Consider the following 14,781-nt stretch of genomic DNA (forward strand, 5'->3'; position numbering starts at 1 on the left):
TCGGCCCAACGCGAATGGGCGATACGGAGGGCATCAGATCAGCTCCACAGCGACATGGTGACGGGCCTTGACCATGTCATAGCGCGCCGGAACCGCCGGCGGCGGCAGATCGACCATGCGCTGCACCGCCCGTTGCGCCGGGGCGATCATCGACTCGGGCACGGTGACCTCGAACTGCATGTTCAGCAGGCAGTCACGGATGTTCTCCAGCGTGATCCGCTTCATGTGCGGGCACAGGTTGCAGGGGCCGATGAACTGGACCCCCTCGACCTCGCCGGCGACGTTGGCGGCCATCGAACATTCGGTCAGCAACACCACCTGTTTCGGGCGGCGGGCGGTGACATGATCGATCAGGGCCGCGGTCGATCCGGCAAAGTCCGAGGCTGCCAGCACCTCTTCCGGGCATTCCGGATGGGCCAGGATCTCCGCATCCGGATAGGCCGCCCGCATCTCGGCGATATCGGCTCCGGTAAAGCGCTCGTGCACCTCGCAGCGGCCCTTCCAGGCGATGATTCCGATGTTGGTCTGGGCCGCGACATTGCGCGCCAGGAATTCGTCGGGGATCAGGATGACGCGATCGACGCCCCATTCCCTCGCCGCCCATTCCACCACCTGAACGGCATTGGCGCTGGTGCAGCAGATGTCGGTCTCGGCCTTCACGTCAGCCGTGGTGTTCACATAGGTGACCACCGGCAGGCCCGGATAGCGCTGCTTGATCAGCCGCACATCGGCCCCGGTGATCGAGGCCGCCAGCGAACAGCCGGCGCGCAGATCAGGGATCAGCACCGTCTTTTCAGGGCTCAGGATCTTCGAGGTCTCGGCCATGAAATGCACCCCGGCCTGGACGATCACCTTCGCCTTCGACCGCGCCGCCTCCCTGGCCAGCCCCAGGCTGTCGCCGACATAGTCGCCGACCCCGTGGAAGATCTCGGGCGTCATATAGTTGTGGGCCAGGATGACGGCGTCGCGCTCGCGCTTCAGCCGGTTGATCTCGACGATCAACCCGGCCTGGGCCGGCCACTCCATCGGGGTGACGAAATCCTTGACCCTGGCCCAGACGGGCGCGGTTTCGCGCGCCGTGGACTCCGAAAGCCCGAACATCGGGGTAACCTGGCCGTCCGCCATATCCGCCTCCTTGCGGCACTTATGCTCAAAGTTAGCATAAGCAGGCGCAATGTAGTCCCGTGCCGCGCGAATGCAAGGGCAGAAAGGTGTCAGATCCGCGCGGTCGCCTCGGGTCGCCGTCGCAGGGGACGAGGCGCGACCCGATCATGGGAAACACGATGTTAACCGGAACAGGGTGCAACGGGCCAGGTCTCCGGAGAATACCATGCGCCTGATCCCCGTCGTCGCCGCCACCCTGCTTCTGTCCGCCGGATCGGCGATGGCGCAATCATCCGGACCCGGCGTCGCCGTCGGGGCCACCGTGGGCACGCCCGGAATAGGACTGGACGTCCAGGTGAAGATCGGGCCGATCTTCACCCTGCGCGGGTCCCTGGACCGCCTGAGCCACAGCGCCGACCAGAGCTATGACGGCATCGACTACAACGCCGACATCGCCTTCGACACGCTGGGCGGTTTCATCGACATGCACCCGCTGGCCAACGGCCTGCTGATCTCGGGCGGTGCCTATGTCGGCAGCCGCGACGTCGCCCTCGCCGCCACGCCGACGGGACCGGTCGACATCGGCGGCCAGACCTATACGCCCGGCCAGGTCGGCACGTTGAACGGCACCGTCAAGCTGGCCGACATCGCCCCGTTCGTTGGAATCGGCTGGGACGACACCTTCTATCGCCAGGGTCGATGGGGCTTTCGCGCCATCGCCGGCGTCGCCTGGAGCGACAAGCCCGAGGTCGCCCTGACCTCGACCGGCGGCAGCCTGTCCAATGATGCGACCTTCCGCGCCCGGCTGCGCGACGAGAGCCGGAATATCACCGACGAGGCCGAGGACTACGGACTGTTCCCGGTGATCCAGGTCGGTGTGAACTACAAATTCTGACGGCGGGCGCTCAGGCGCGGCGTTCATGGTTCAGAAGCCAGCGTTTGCGCGCGATCCCGCCCGCATAGCCGGTCAGGGTGCCGTTGGCTCCGATGACCCGGTGGCAGGGCACGATGATCCCGACCGGATTGGCCCCGTTGGCCAGACCCACGGCCCGGACGGCCTTCGGCCGGGCGATCGCCGCCGCCAGCTGGCCATAGCTGCGGGTCTCGCCCGCCGGAATGGTGCGCAGGGCGGCCCACACCTGACGCTGGAATTCGGTGCCGCCGGTGCGCACCGTGATCCCGTCCAGCGCCCGCCGGTCCCCCGCGAAATAGGCATCGATGGCCGCGCGCACCGGGACCGGCGCGCGCCCGGACGTCAGCACGACCGGGCCGTAGTGACGGGTCAGCAACCGCAGCAGCCGGTCCTCGAAATCGTCGAACTCCAGCGCCCGCACGGCCCCGTCGCCATCGGTGACCAGCAGCAGTTCGCCGACCGGGGTGGCGATCCGGTCCAGGGTCAAGGGTTCAGGCGGCTTGGCGGCCATGATCGCTCTCCAGGGCTGTCAGTTCGGTCTCGGTGATGCCGGACATACGCAGATACAGGACCCCGTAGGCGCGCCACGGTCGCCAGGCGTCGGCCCGTCGCCGCAGGGCCGGTCCGGCCCCGTCCAGCCGGTCACTGGGCGCGTCCTCGCCGGTGTCGACCCACGCCCCCGGCAGTCGCAGGCCCGGCCGCGCCGCCAGCAGCGGGGCCAGCAGCGGATCCGCCGACAGGTCCCGGGCGATGGCCTCGGGATCGGCCGACAGGTCGAATACCCGCCGCACCCGTGCCAGCACGCCCGGCAGGGCCTTCAGGTCCCCGGCCTCGACCGCCACCGTCAGCCGCCCGCGTGCCCCCGGCGTGACGCTGACCGTCCCGGTCGTGCCGTCGACCGCCACCGTCAGATCTCGCGACCAACGCCCGTCGACCACCGGGTCTCCCCGCGCCGCCAGCGCCGCCATCAGGGTGCCGAGGTCACACGGCTCCCGGTACGTCAGACTCAGCCGCACCCCGCCGTCCGACGGGCGCTCGGCCCGGCGTCGCAGGGCCGAGGGCGGCCGTCCGTACAGGCTCTGGAAGGTCTCGTTGAAGCGCCGCACGCTGCCGAAGCCGGCAGCATGGGCCACCTCGGCCATGGTCAGGTCGGTCTCGTGCAGCAGGGCCTTGGCCAGCAGCACCCGCCGGGTCTGGGCCACACTGACCGGGGCCGCACCCAGATGCTGACGGAACAGTCGCCGCAACTGGCGCTCGCCCACGCCAAGCCGTCCGGCCAGGGCGTCGACATCGGCCGTGTCCAGCGCCCCCGCCTCGATCAGGGCCAGGGCCCGGCTGACGGTGTTGGAGGTGCCGCGCCAGGCCCCCAGATCGGGGGCCGTCTCGGGGCGGCAGCGCAGGCAGGCGCGGAACCCGGCCGCCTCGGCCGCCGCCGCCGTGGCCACGAAATGCATGTTCCCGCGTTTCGGCGTGCGCGCCGGACAGACCGGACGGCAATAGATCCCGGTCGTCTTCACACAGCCGAAAAACCGCCCGTCGAAGCGGGCATCGCGCGTGACGACGGCGCGATAGCAGGCGTCCTGATCCAGCGGCGTTTCCATGCCCGCAGACTGAACCCTCGCCCCGCCGATGTCTCGCGGTTTTCGGACATGGATGGGCCGCGTCGGGTCGACAGGGCGGAGCCCTGTGACCGCGGCCAAACCTAAAGCGGCCAGAACAGCAGGATCAGCGGCGGCCCGGCCACCAGCACCAGCAGGCTGAGCGGCGTCCCCAGCCGCGCATAGTCACCGAAGCGATAGCCGCCCGGCCGCATCACCAGCGTGTTGCACTGGTGCCCGACCGGGGTCAGGAAGTCGCACGCCGCCCCGACCGCCACCGCCATCAGAAAGGCGTCCGGCACATAGCCCAGCCGCGTCGCCAGGGTCGCCCCGATCGGCGCGAGGATCAGCACCGTCGCGGCATTGTTCAGGAACGGCGTCACCGCCATGGCGGCGAACATCAGGGCCGCGACCGCCGCCAGCCCGGGGATGCCCGCGAACACCCCGCCGAGGGCATCGGCGATCAGGTCGGCCCCGCCGGTCGTCTGGATGGCCGCGGACACCGGAATCATCGCAGCGATCAGCACCAGCAGGGGCCCGTCGAGCGCCCGATAGGCCTCCTTCATCTTAAGCCCCCCCAGGGCCAGGATGATCACGGCCGCGCCGAAGAAGGCGGCGGCCACCGGCACGACCTGGAATCCGACCAGCACCATGGCCACGGTCAGCACGATCGCCGGCATGAACCGCTTGCGCCCGCTGCCCAGCGCCACGCTGCGCTCGGCCAGCGGCAACAGGTCCAGTTCCCCCAGCGCCTCCGGCAGCCTGTTCTCGCTGCCCTGCAACAGGACGATGTCCCCCTGGCGCAGACGGGTGTTGCGCAACCGCTGGGTCACCGGATAGCCGCTGCGCGACACGCCCAGAAGATTGATCCCGTACTGGCCGTGCAGGTCCGAGGCCGCGAGGGTCTGGCCCAGCAGGGGCGAGTTCATCCCGACAACGGCCTCGATCACCCGGATGTCGTCGGTCGGCTCGGCCCGCATGATCTCACGGTGGTCGCCCGCGAGTCGCAGCAGGGTGCGCTCAACGAAATCGTCCAGCGCACTCGCCCGGCCTTCCAGCACGACCAGATCGCTGGCCCGGACCACGACATTGCCGCGCGGCCGGTTGATCCGCCGCCCGTCGCGGATGACCGTGAGGATACGCACGGCCCCGCCCCCCGCCGCGGTCAGGGCCTTGACCGTCATGGAGCCCGGGCCCCAGTCATCCGGCACCCTCAGGTCGGTGGTGTAGGCGTTGGCCGCCAACGAGTCCGACAGGTTGACCGCCCCCTGCCGGTCCTTCGGCAGCAGCCGGTAGCCGAAGGCGAGGAAGGCCAGAACGATGCCGGTCAGGGCCAGGCCGACGGGGGCGTAGTCGAACATGGCGAAGGGCTCGCCCAGCATGTCGGCCCGCACCCCGGCGACGATGATGTTCGGTGAGGTCCCGACCAGGGTCACCATCCCGCCGGCCATGGCCCCGAAGGCCATCGGCATCAGCAGGCGCGACGGCGGCGACCCGGTCTTGCGGCTGACCGACAGGGCCACCGGCAGCAGGATCGCCAGGGCCCCGACATTCTTGGTCACCATCGACAACAGGGTCACCGCCCCGGTCAGCACCGGCACCTGGCTGCGTTCCGTCTTCAGCAGCGGCAACAGCCGGCGCAGCGCCAGCTCGACAATGCCCGATCGGGAAAAGGCCGCCGACACCACCAGGGCGGCGGCGATGATGATGGTGATGTCGTTACGGAAGCCGTCGAAGGCCGCGGCGGCCGGAATGATTCCCACGACCATGCCGACGACCAGGGCGGCCAGGGCGATCAGGTCATACCGGAACCGCCCCCAGACGAAGGCGAAGATGGTCAGCCCCACCAGCCCGAAGGCCAGGCCTTGTTGAAGAGTCACTCGCCTGCCTCACGGTCGCGGACCCCGCCGCCGGGACTGAATGCCTGAACCGGGGAATCGCTGCCGTCCTTATACGTTTCCTCACCGGCCCAGCACCAGCCGCCGCGCCGCGCCGAGGACGCTGAAGATCTCGCCGATGATGCTGGCGGCCACGCCGAGCATCAGCACGGTCGGCAGGACCGGATCGCGCGTCTGGATCAGATGCCGGACCCGGCCCTCGAAATCCGCAAGGCCGTCGACGGCGATAATCGCCGCCAGCGGCGAATAGAGCGCGATCCAGAGAACGAAACCCAGACCGACGACGGCGAAGACCAGATCGCCCGCCGCCGTCGTGCGCGGACCGGGATGCAAGGCGGCCCGCGCCAGGTGGAAGACGATCATGGCCGCCGCCCAGGCGACCACGAACGGATAGACCTGCGCGACCAGGTCGGCGATCAGCCGGCCGTAGTCGACGCCATCGGCGAGAAAGACACCGCCCAGGTTCTGGGGCCGGAACTCGCCGCCCAGCACGCCGGTCCACCACAGCAGGAAGACACTCCACGCCGCCGCACTGGCGATGGCCCGCGCGGTGGGTGACATCGACGGACTACTGACCTTGCCGCTGCCGGCCATGGCACCGGTCATGGCCCCCGCCCCCGCGTTCCAGCCCTTGCCGAACAGGTCCACTTCGAACATGCCGAGGTCACGCACCCGCCACCGGGTCAGGAAGCGCGGCTTCTCGCTCTGGCGCTCGATGACCCAGGCGATGATCGTGGCCACACCGACCACCGTGATCGCGCCGGTAAACAGGCCGTGGAAGGCCTGGGCCGTGGCCCGGCCGGCATCGGCGTCGCCGATCAGCACCCGCACCACCACGCCGATCACACTGATCACCACCAGCACCGTCAGGGCCGCCCGGACCCCGAACATCCACCACGGGAACAGCTCGGGGCCGACCAGATGCTGGGGGCCACTGCCGAAACGGGCCGCGACCGTCAGCGGATGCCCCAGTTCGCGCAGCACCGCCTCCTGCTCGGCCTCGGTCAGCGGCCGACCGCGTTCGGCCTCGCGCGCCTCCATCCGGGTCAGGATGTCGTCGCGCAGCTCGGCGACGATGTCGTCCCGGGTATCGGCCGGGAGCTGGGCCGCGACGGCCCGCAGATAGGTTTCGACCAGGGTCATCATGCCCTCCTCTCGATCACAGAATTCGGTCCAGCGAGGCATTGATGCGCCGCCATTCATCGGTCAGGGCGGCCAGCATGGCCGTGCCCGTGGGCGACAGGACGTAGAAGCGCTTTTTCCGCTTCTCCTCCTCGCGCCATTCGCTGCTCAGCAGCCCCTGGCTCTCCAGCCGGCGCAACAGCGGATAGAGGGTGCTTTCCTCCATCTCCAGCCCGTCGGCGGCCAGGGCCTGACGCAGCGTATAGCCGTAGCGTTCGGTCCTGAGGCAGGCCAGCACGGCCAGCACCAGCGACCCGCGCCGCAGCTCCAGCCGCATGGTTTCAAACAGGTCCGGATCGACAGCCACATCATTCTCCATGCACGTCACATAGTGTGTGTCGTACAGTGTATGCGACATACTGTATGAGGGAGTCAAGTCTGGGTCGAGGAAGGGACGATCGAGGGCGACCGGGTCGGCGGGCGACCTCAGACGGGGGGCGCGGTGCCCTCGCCCTGGCTGACGATACGGGTCACCGTCAGGTCGGCGGTGACATTGCCGACGGTGCGGAAGATGTCGGGGATGACCTCGACCGCCAGCAGCAGCGGCAGCATCTCCAGCGGCACCCCCATGGCAATACAGATCGGGGCGACACTGGCGAAGAAGCTGATCTGGCCGGGCAGACCGACCGAGCCGATACTGATCAACATGGCCGTCAGCATGGCCGCGCCGATCTGGCCCAGCGACGGCTCCAGTCCGAACAGGTGGGCGCAATAGATGACCACGGCCAGGTTGGCGACCGGGCTGGTCATGCGGAACAGGGCCACGGCCAGCGGCAGGACCAGGCCGGCGGTCTGGCGGCTGACGTCCAGCTCGTCGACGGCGCGCTCGACCATGACTGGCAGACTGGCCAGCGACGACTGGGTCGAGACCGCTACCACCTGGGCCGGAGCCACGGCGCGGGCGAACCGGGCCAGGCCGACCCGGCCGAACACCACCGCCAGCGGATAGCAGAGCAGGATCAGGCCGATCACGCTCAGCGACACGATGGCCACATAGTGGGCCAGGGTCCCGGCGGCCGAGGCCCCGGCGCTCAGCCCCACGCCCATGGCCAGGGCGAACACGCCGACCGGCGCGGCCAGCAGCACCCAACGCACGATGACGATCATCGCCTCGCTGACCGCCTCGAACAGCGTCACCAGCGGCCCCTTCAGCCGGTCCGGCAGACGCGTCAGGGCAAAGCCGAAGAAGGCGGCAAACACCACCAGGCCGAGGATGGCGTCCTCGGTCGCGGCGCGCAGCACATTGGAAGGGGCGATGGTCTTCACGAATTCCGAGAACGGCGCGACCGCACCGATATTGTCCGGGGCCGGCGGAATGCCGGCCAGCAGCCGCGCCCCGCCCTCGGCATCGATCGGCCACAGGGCCAGCAGGCCGAAGGCCGCCAGCACCGCATAGACGGCCGCCGCCGCGATCAGCACCGCGAACCAGGCGAGGGCCCGCCGCGCCAGCCGCCCCGTATGGGCCGCGTCGGAAATGGTGGCGATACCGACCACCAGCAGCGAGAACACCAGCGGCACAATGGTCATGCGCAGGGCGTTCAGCCACAGCTGGCCGATCGCATCGATCATCCCGGCCGACCCGGCCCCGCCCGGAATGCCCCAGACCTGCACCGCCGCCCCCGCCGCCAGCCCCAGGGCCAGCGCCGCCAGCACCCGCACACTCAGCGACGACAGCAGGGCACGCATACGGTTCGGCGGCGGGGCCGGGACAGGAGTCTGGGTCATGCCGTGACGCTAGCGGGGCCCGGGCCGGACGGGAACCGGAAAAGCAGGGGCACCCAAGCCCCCTCCCCGCAACCTTCCCCGCCGCATCCCGTTCTGCCGGTAACCCCCGTTCACCGGAAAGACCTGCCATGACCGTCTACGCCCGCACCCTGACCACCCTGACCACCCTGGCCGTCAGCGCCCTGGCCCTGTCGGCCGCCGGCGCGGCCGCGGCCCAGACGCCCTACGGCGGCAGCCGCTACGGCACGCCGTCGGGCAGTTTCACCAGCTCGTGCCGCGACGTGCAGGCACTGGAGAACGGCTATATTTCGGCCCAGTGCCGCACCGACGGCGGCTGGCGCTGGAGCACGATCCGCGCCGATGACTGCCGCGGCGACATCACCAACCGCGACGGGGTGCTGAGCTGCTACGGGGCGACCGCGCGCACCGGCCCGCTGTATCCCGACAGCGACACCGGCGCGAGCGTCCAGACCGCGCCCGGCGGGGTACTGGGCGCGCTGCTGGGGGCGGTGTTCGGCGACAACTACGGCCAGAGCCCGGGGCTGGAGGATGACTGGAACCGCGGTCGCCGGCCGCTGGCCGAGCGCAGCGGCGCGCTGGACGCCCGCATCGACGCCGGGGTGCGCGACGGCTCGCTGGATCGCGGCGAGGCCATGCGGCTGCGCGCCGACTACGACGCCCTGGTGCGGCTGGAGGAACGCTATGCCGCCGACGGCCGCCTGAGCGCCGAGGAGCGCAACGACCTGCGCCGCCGCTACGAGGCCCTGTCGCAGCGCGTGGCCGAGCAGCGTGCCGACGGCCCGGTCTGGGGCTGGCAACCGCTGGTCGAGCAGCGCAGCGCCTTCCGCGCCCGGGTCGACACCGCCGAGCGCAACCGCCGCCTCAGCCGCTATGAGGCGGTGCGGCTGCGCGCCGATTTCGACGCCCTGGTGCGGGTCGAGAGCGACTATCGCCGCGACGGCCTGAGCGACCGCGAACAGCAGGACCTGACCGCGCGCCTGGCCGAACTGAACCGCCGCGTGGGCGACGGCCGTGACGGCGGCTATGGCGACGACTACGGCACCGATCCGCGCGCGGCGCAGCTCGAGGCCCGCATCCGCGATGGCGAACGTGACGGCCGCATCAGCCGCACCGAGGCTGCCCGGCTGCGCGACGAGCTGCGCGAGCTGAGCCGGCGCTGGGTGGCGCTGGAGGTCCGGGTCGAGCAGGCGCGCCGCTGATCCGGCCGCCACCCGGCGTCGGGCCCGCCCTTGACGCCCCCGCTCGGGGCCTCACACTGGCGCGATGCTGCCTGACCTGACCGCCCTCGAGGAAACCCCGCTGATCAAGCTGGGCAATATTTCCCTGACCCTCGGCGGCGTGATCACCGGCGCGGTGACGATCGGGGTCGCCCTGGTGCTGGCCTGGGCGGTGACGCGCGGTATCCGCCGGCTGCGGGTGCGGGCGCGGCGCGCCACCGGGGCCCTGTATCTGCTCGAGAAACTGGCCGGCTACGGCATCATCGTCGCCGGCGTCTTCTTCGGCCTGTCGGCGGCCGGGCTGAACCTGTCGTCGCTGGCGGTGTTCGCCGGGGCCATCGGCATCGGCATCGGCCTCGGCCTTCAGGGGGTGGTCAAGGAATTCGTCTCGGGTCTGTTCATCATCTTCGACGGCATGGTCTCGGTCGGCGACTATGTCGAACTGGAGGGGGTGCGCGGCGTCATCGCCGAGATCGGCCCGCGCGCCACCCGTATCCGCAACAACGACAACATCGACGTGATCGTGCCCAATTCGAAACTGATCGAGGGCACGGTCACCAACTGGACGCTGAAGGGCGACACCCGCCGCATCCACATCCCGTTCGGGGTCGCCTATGAGTCCGACCGGGCCGCGGTGCGCGAGGCCGTGCTGGCCGCCGCCCGGGCCAGCCCCTTCACCCTGCCCGAGACCGAGACCCGCAAATGTCAGGTCTGGCTGACCGGTTTCGGCGACTCCAGCCTCAATTTCGAACTGCTGGTCTGGCCGACGCTGGATGCGGTCAAGCGCCCGGCCGCCATGCACGCGGCCTATACCTGGGCCATCGCCGACGCGCTGGACGGGGCCGGCATCGAGATCCCCTTCCCCCAGACCGACCTGCGCGTGCGCAGCGTGTTCGGCCACGCCGGCGACGACGGGCTGGAGGCGATGGGGCTGAAACGCCCGCGTCCGGCCCCGCGTCCTGCCGCCGCCGCCGGACCCACGGCCAATGACGCGGCCGAGGAACTGTCGCACCCGGTGGAGAACCTGGCACCCGAGACTGACGATCCCGAGGGGTCCGACCCGGCCTGATGTCCCGTCCCCCACTGGCACCGGGGCCGGCGGGACACTAGGTTCCGTTCATGAACCGTTCCTCGACCCCCAAGGCTGGCACCACCCCGCTGAAGAAGCCGGTCCACACCCCGGCGAAGACGAGCGCCGCCGCGCCGATGTTCGCCCCGGTCACCGGCCCGCGCCTGGTGCCGGAAGAGGCTCCGGCCGGCCCCGGCGACTGGTCCCCGCACCGCCCGGTCCGGCCCGAGGCCCGCGTCCGCACCCCGTTCCGGCTGGCGACGCAATACACGCCCGCCGGTGACCAGCCCGCCGCCATCGCCGAACTGGTCGCCCAGGCCGAGGCCGGCGACCGCGATCAGGTGCTGCTGGGCGTGACCGGCTCGGGCAAGACCTTCACCATGGCCAAGGTGATTGAGGCGACCCAGCGCCCGGCCCTGATCCTGGCCCCGAACAAGACCCTGGCGGCCCAGCTGTATTCCGAGTTCAAGGCCTTCTTTCCGGACAATGCGGTCGAGTATTTCGTCTCGTACTACGACTACTACCAACCGGAAGCTTATGTACCAAGAACAGACACTTACATCGAAAAAGACAGTTCGATAAACGAACAGATCGACCGGATGCGGCATTCGGCGACGCGGTCGATACTGGAGCGGGACGATGTGATCGTGGTGGCCTCGGTCAGCTGTATCTACGGCATCGGCTCGGTCGAGACCTATACGGCCATGACCTTCAGTCTGAAGGTCGGGGGCCAGATCGACGAGGCCAAGCTGCGCGCCGACCTGATCGCGCTGCAGTACAAGCGCAACGACCTCAACTTTGAGCGGGGCATGTTCCGCAAGCGCGGGGACACGATCGAGATCTTCCCCGTCCACCAGGAGGACCGGGCCTGGCGCGTCAGCCTGTTCGGCGACGAGATCGAGTCGATTCACGAGTTCGACCCCCTGACCGGCGCGAAAACCGCCGACCTGACCGAGATCACCGTCTATGCCGCCAGCCACTATGTGACCCCGCGCCCGACGCTGAACCAGGCCACCCACGGCATCAAGGCCGAGCTGAAGGAGACGCTCGACTGGATGCTGGAGAACGGCAAGCTGCTCGAGGCCCAGCGGCTGGAACAGCGCACCCGTTTCGACCTCGAGATGATGGAGGCCACCGGCTCGTGCGCCGGCATCGAGAACTATTCCCGCTGGCTGACCGGCCGCGCCCCGGGCGAGCCGCCGCCCACCTTCTTCGAATACATTCCCGACGACGCCCTGCTGTTCGTGGACGAGAGCCATGTCACCGTCGGCCAGATCAACGGCATGTTCCGCGGCGACTACCGCCGCAAATCCACCCTGGCCGAATACGGCTTCCGCCTGCCCAGCTGCATCGACAACCGGCCGCTGAAATTCGAGGAATGGGACGCCATGCGCCCCCAGACCGTCTTCGTCAGCGCCACCCCCGGCCCGTGGGAGATGGACCGCACCGACGGCGTCTTCGTCGAACAGGTGATCCGCCCGACCGGCCTGATCGATCCGCCCGTCGAGATCCGCCCGGTGACCGGCCAGACCCGCAACCAGGTCGATGACGTGATCGACGAGGTCCGCGCCGTGGCCCGCGCCGGCTATCGCAGCCTGGTTACCGTCCTGACCAAGAAGATGGCCGAGGACCTGACCGAATACATGCACGAACAGGGGGTGCGGGTCCGCTACATGCACTCCGACGTCGACACCCTGGAGCGGATCGAGATCATCCGCGACCTGCGGCTGGGGGCCTTCGACGTGCTGATCGGCATCAACCTGCTGCGCGAGGGGCTCGACATCCCCGAGTGCGGCCTGGTCGCCATCCTCGACGCCGACAAGGAGGGCTTCCTGCGCTCCGAGACCGCCCTGATCCAGACCATCGGCCGCGCCGCGCGCAACATCGACGGCCGCGTCATCCTCTACGCCGACCGCGTCACCGGCAGTATGGAACGCGCCATCGCCGAAACCGACCGCCGCCGCGAACGCCAGAGCGCCTACAATCTCGAACACGGCATCACGCCCGAGAGCGTCAAGCGCGACATCAAGGAGATCCTGGCCAGCCCCTATGAGAAGGACCGCGTGCTGGTCCCGACCACGGTGGCCGAAGAGGCCCGCCCCTTCACCGGCGCAAACTTCCAGACCGCCCTGCGCGACCTGGAAGGCCGCATGCGCGAGGCCGCCTCAAACCTCGAGTTCGAGGAGGCCGGCCGCCTGCGCGACGAGATCAAGCGCATGAAGCTGCTCGACCTGGAGTTCGCCAATGAGGTGATGACCGGGGCGGGGGAAGCGGTGGACAAGGCCGCGCCGAAGAAGTGGCGGAAAGAGGCGCAGGCCGAGGCGCAGGAGCGGTTCCGGAAGGGGCGGCTGTAGGGGGGGCGTCCCCGTAGGCCGCCCGGCCGCCCACAGTGACTCCGCCGCCACACTCCGCGGCCTGCGTCTGCCCCCCCCGGGAACGGCCCCGTTCCTGCCCCGTTAGGGTCTCCAACGGAGAGACAAATGCCCCTGCCCCGCGCCAACAACGACACCAAGCCCGACCTGCGCCTCGTCAGTGCCGAGGCCGAGGTCTATGACCTGATGCGGCCGGCCCAGACGGCGTCGGAACGCGTGCGCCGGCTGCAGGCCGAGGCCCGGGCCCTGGCGCTGGAACAGGTCGAGGCGCTGGACGCCGCCCTGGCCACCGCCGCCGCCCTGGCCCGCGAAATCGCCGACGGCGGCGACGCCTATCCGGTCGGGGCCCGCGACATGGCCGCCCGCCTCGCCGACGACCTGCCCAAACGCGCCGACAGCCTGCGGGCGGTGGTCAACCGGACCCGATAGCCCTCACCGTGGTCATCCTCCGGCGCGTAGCGACCGGGGGATGACGACAGCAGCCGGATCCGCCCCTTCGGCACACCCCTTGCAGCGCCGGGAATGACCGCCGGATCCCCGGTTCGGTCAGGAACGGAGCTTCCCATGGCCAAGTCGGCCTCATCCCGGGTGACGACGCCCCGCAAGACCGCGTCGAGCAAGCCGGACCTGCGTCTGGTCGCGGCCGGGGCCGATCGCGCCGCCGCGGTCGAGGCGGCGGTGCTGGCCTCGGCACCGGTCGAGACCGCGCCGGCGCTGAAATCCCGTGCCGGCGGGGCCCAGAGTACCTCGGCCCGGGTGCGCAGCCTGTTGCAGGAAGCCCGCGCCCTGGCGCTGGATCAGGTCCATGCGCTGGAAACCGCCCTGCAGGACGCGGCCGACCTGGCGCGCGAGATCGCCGACGGCGGTGACGCCTATCCGGTCGGCACCCGCGAAATGGCCTCGCGGCTGGCCTCGGACCTGCCGGCCAAGGCCGAGGCCATCCGTGCCATTGTGAAACGCCTGCACTAGGCGGCGACGCTAACCGGCCAGAACGTCGGCCTGGTCCGGGTTGCGTTTGAACCAGGCCACCGCATAGCCGCAGCGCGGGGCCAGGGTCAGGCCCTCGGCCCGAGCATGGTCGGCCAGGGCCTGCATGAAACGCCCGGCCGCGCCGCTGCCGCGCAGGGCCGCCTCGGCCTCGACATGCAGCAGGGTCCGCGTCATGCCCTGCGCCGCATAGTCGGCCCAGACCATGGCCGTGCCGCCCTCGGGTGTGGCGACGGCCTGTTCGAAGCGCATCGCCCCGGGCCGGTCGATCAGGGCGGCGTCCGCCATCAGGGGGCCTTGTCCTGCAGCAGGCGCAGCAGGCCGAACACGCTCTTCACCGTGAACCAGATGGTGATCACGAACCACAGGATGCCGAACAGCAGCAGGAAGGGGATGCCGATCAGGGCCAGCGAGGCCACGGCACTGACGGCGATGGCGATCCAGCAGGCGATGGTCCACCAGAACACCGACCAGAACAGCTGGATCTGGGCCTCGATATGGGCGCGGCCGATGCCGGTGGCGTGGGCCCGTCCGGCATAGGCGACGACCAGGCCGACCAGCACCAGGATGTTGGCGCTGGGCAGGGACAGCAGGAACAGCACCCAGGCGACCAGGGCGGCGACCTTGCCCTCGGAGCCGTTGGCAGTGTCGGCGCGATAGGACGAATCGGGGGGGACGGCGGACATGACGAGCTC

At 69.9% G+C, this 14,781-nt stretch carries 15 protein-coding genes; 6 read left to right on the forward strand and 9 right to left on the reverse strand.

Translation table 11 applies throughout. The features are described from left to right. Positions 1 to 33 precede the first annotated feature (33 nt). Complete coding sequence (gene nadA, locus AACZ75_RS05245) at positions 34 to 1,125, reverse strand: quinolinate synthase NadA (RefSeq protein WP_339871672.1); 1,092 nt, start codon at positions 1,123 to 1,125, stop codon at positions 34 to 36. A gap of 205 nt (positions 1,126 to 1,330) precedes the next feature. Here nadA and AACZ75_RS05250 point away from each other — a divergent pair, with 205 nt between their 5' ends. Beyond that, positions 1,331 to 1,999, forward strand: coding sequence for a hypothetical protein (locus tag AACZ75_RS05250; RefSeq protein WP_339871673.1), 669 nt, complete (start codon positions 1,331 to 1,333; stop codon positions 1,997 to 1,999). Between the two features lie 10 nt (positions 2,000 to 2,009). Here AACZ75_RS05250 and AACZ75_RS05255 read toward each other — a convergent pair whose 3' ends face one another. The 6 genes from AACZ75_RS05255 to AACZ75_RS05280 form a co-directional block, all read right to left on the reverse strand. Then, the gene (locus tag AACZ75_RS05255) at positions 2,010 to 2,528 is read right to left on the reverse strand and encodes a methylated-DNA--[protein]-cysteine S-methyltransferase (protein ID WP_339871674.1); all 519 of its coding nucleotides are present in this window, start codon (positions 2,526 to 2,528) and stop codon (positions 2,010 to 2,012) included. Then, a complete protein-coding gene (locus AACZ75_RS05260; protein ID WP_339871675.1) occupies positions 2,509 to 3,618 on the reverse strand; it encodes an Ada metal-binding domain-containing protein in 1,110 nt (369 codons plus the stop codon). Before AACZ75_RS05260 ends, AACZ75_RS05255 begins: the two co-directional genes overlap by 20 nt. 101 nt (positions 3,619 to 3,719) lie before the next feature. Further along, positions 3,720 to 5,495, reverse strand: a complete 1,776-nt coding sequence (locus AACZ75_RS05265; RefSeq protein ID WP_339871676.1) for an SLC13 family permease — start codon at positions 5,493 to 5,495, stop codon at positions 3,720 to 3,722. Between the two features lie 81 nt (positions 5,496 to 5,576). Continuing rightward, a complete protein-coding gene (locus tag AACZ75_RS05270) occupies positions 5,577 to 6,656 on the reverse strand; it encodes a hypothetical protein (protein WP_339871677.1) in 1,080 nt (359 codons plus the stop codon). A gap of 16 nt (positions 6,657 to 6,672) precedes the next feature. Then, complete coding sequence (locus AACZ75_RS05275; protein WP_339871678.1) at positions 6,673 to 7,002, reverse strand: helix-turn-helix transcriptional regulator; 330 nt, start codon at positions 7,000 to 7,002, stop codon at positions 6,673 to 6,675. Between the two features lie 119 nt (positions 7,003 to 7,121). Further along, positions 7,122 to 8,420 carry a dicarboxylate/amino acid:cation symporter gene (locus AACZ75_RS05280; RefSeq protein WP_339871679.1) on the reverse strand — a complete coding sequence of 433 codons (1,299 nt, stop codon included), beginning with the start codon at positions 8,418 to 8,420 and terminating at the stop codon, positions 7,122 to 7,124. A 128-nt stretch (positions 8,421 to 8,548) separates the two neighbouring features. On the opposite strand from AACZ75_RS05280, the gene AACZ75_RS05285 reads away from it, so the two are divergent. From AACZ75_RS05285 to AACZ75_RS05305, 5 genes are all read left to right on the forward strand, one after another. Further along, complete coding sequence (locus tag AACZ75_RS05285; protein WP_339871680.1) at positions 8,549 to 9,640, forward strand: hypothetical protein; 1,092 nt, start codon at positions 8,549 to 8,551, stop codon at positions 9,638 to 9,640. Between the two features lie 64 nt (positions 9,641 to 9,704). After that, a complete protein-coding gene (locus AACZ75_RS05290) occupies positions 9,705 to 10,727 on the forward strand; it encodes a mechanosensitive ion channel domain-containing protein (RefSeq protein ID WP_339871681.1) in 1,023 nt (340 codons plus the stop codon). Positions 10,728 to 10,777: 50 nt separating this feature from the next. Continuing rightward, on the forward strand, positions 10,778 to 13,081 hold the full coding sequence (uvrB, locus tag AACZ75_RS05295; protein ID WP_339871682.1) for an excinuclease ABC subunit UvrB: 2,304 nt from the start codon (positions 10,778 to 10,780) through the stop codon (positions 13,079 to 13,081). A 126-nt stretch (positions 13,082 to 13,207) separates the two neighbouring features. Further along, positions 13,208 to 13,528 (forward strand): hypothetical protein, encoded by a 321-nt coding sequence (locus AACZ75_RS05300; protein WP_339871683.1) that lies wholly within the window; start codon positions 13,208 to 13,210, stop codon positions 13,526 to 13,528. A gap of 135 nt (positions 13,529 to 13,663) precedes the next feature. Then, on the forward strand, positions 13,664 to 14,068 hold the full coding sequence (locus tag AACZ75_RS05305) for a hypothetical protein (RefSeq protein ID WP_339871684.1): 405 nt from the start codon (positions 13,664 to 13,666) through the stop codon (positions 14,066 to 14,068). A 9-nt stretch (positions 14,069 to 14,077) separates the two neighbouring features. On the opposite strand, the gene AACZ75_RS05310 is transcribed toward AACZ75_RS05305, so the two are convergent. Beyond that, on the reverse strand, positions 14,078 to 14,374 hold the full coding sequence (locus tag AACZ75_RS05310) for a GNAT family N-acetyltransferase (RefSeq protein WP_339871685.1): 297 nt from the start codon (positions 14,372 to 14,374) through the stop codon (positions 14,078 to 14,080). Then, positions 14,374 to 14,772, reverse strand: coding sequence for a hypothetical protein (locus tag AACZ75_RS05315; RefSeq protein WP_339871686.1), 399 nt, complete (start codon positions 14,770 to 14,772; stop codon positions 14,374 to 14,376). The genes AACZ75_RS05310 and AACZ75_RS05315 overlap by 1 nt, the downstream gene beginning before the upstream one ends. Between the last annotated feature and the right edge of the window lie 9 nt (positions 14,773 to 14,781).

The sequence above is a fragment of the uncultured Brevundimonas sp. genome, assembly GCF_963975535.1.
GTDB lineage: Bacteria > Pseudomonadota > Alphaproteobacteria > Caulobacterales > Caulobacteraceae > Brevundimonas.

What these genes read in the sequence shown, in the direction of transcription:
- nadA (WP_339871672.1), bottom strand. Translation starts at nt 1,125, where the DNA reads ATGGCGGACGGCCAGGTTACCCCGATGTTCGGGCTTTCGGAGTCCACG.
- AACZ75_RS05250 (WP_339871673.1), top strand. Translation starts at nt 1,331, where the DNA reads ATGCGCCTGATCCCCGTCGTCGCCGCCACCCTGCTTCTGTCCGCCGGA.
- AACZ75_RS05255 (WP_339871674.1), bottom strand. Translation starts at nt 2,528, where the DNA reads ATGGCCGCCAAGCCGCCTGAACCCTTGACCCTGGACCGGATCGCCACC.
- AACZ75_RS05260 (WP_339871675.1), bottom strand. Translation starts at nt 3,618, where the DNA reads ATGGAAACGCCGCTGGATCAGGACGCCTGCTATCGCGCCGTCGTCACG.
- AACZ75_RS05270 (WP_339871677.1), bottom strand. Translation starts at nt 6,656, where the DNA reads ATGACCCTGGTCGAAACCTATCTGCGGGCCGTCGCGGCCCAGCTCCCG.
- AACZ75_RS05280 (WP_339871679.1), bottom strand. Translation starts at nt 8,420, where the DNA reads ATGACCCAGACTCCTGTCCCGGCCCCGCCGCCGAACCGTATGCGTGCC.
- AACZ75_RS05285 (WP_339871680.1), top strand. Translation starts at nt 8,549, where the DNA reads ATGACCGTCTACGCCCGCACCCTGACCACCCTGACCACCCTGGCCGTC.
- AACZ75_RS05290 (WP_339871681.1), top strand. Translation starts at nt 9,705, where the DNA reads ATGCTGCCTGACCTGACCGCCCTCGAGGAAACCCCGCTGATCAAGCTG.
- uvrB (WP_339871682.1), top strand. Translation starts at nt 10,778, where the DNA reads ATGAACCGTTCCTCGACCCCCAAGGCTGGCACCACCCCGCTGAAGAAG.
- AACZ75_RS05300 (WP_339871683.1), top strand. Translation starts at nt 13,208, where the DNA reads ATGCCCCTGCCCCGCGCCAACAACGACACCAAGCCCGACCTGCGCCTC.
- AACZ75_RS05305 (WP_339871684.1), top strand. Translation starts at nt 13,664, where the DNA reads ATGGCCAAGTCGGCCTCATCCCGGGTGACGACGCCCCGCAAGACCGCG.
- AACZ75_RS05310 (WP_339871685.1), bottom strand. Translation starts at nt 14,374, where the DNA reads ATGGCGGACGCCGCCCTGATCGACCGGCCCGGGGCGATGCGCTTCGAA.
- AACZ75_RS05315 (WP_339871686.1), bottom strand. Translation starts at nt 14,772, where the DNA reads ATGTCCGCCGTCCCCCCCGATTCGTCCTATCGCGCCGACACTGCCAAC.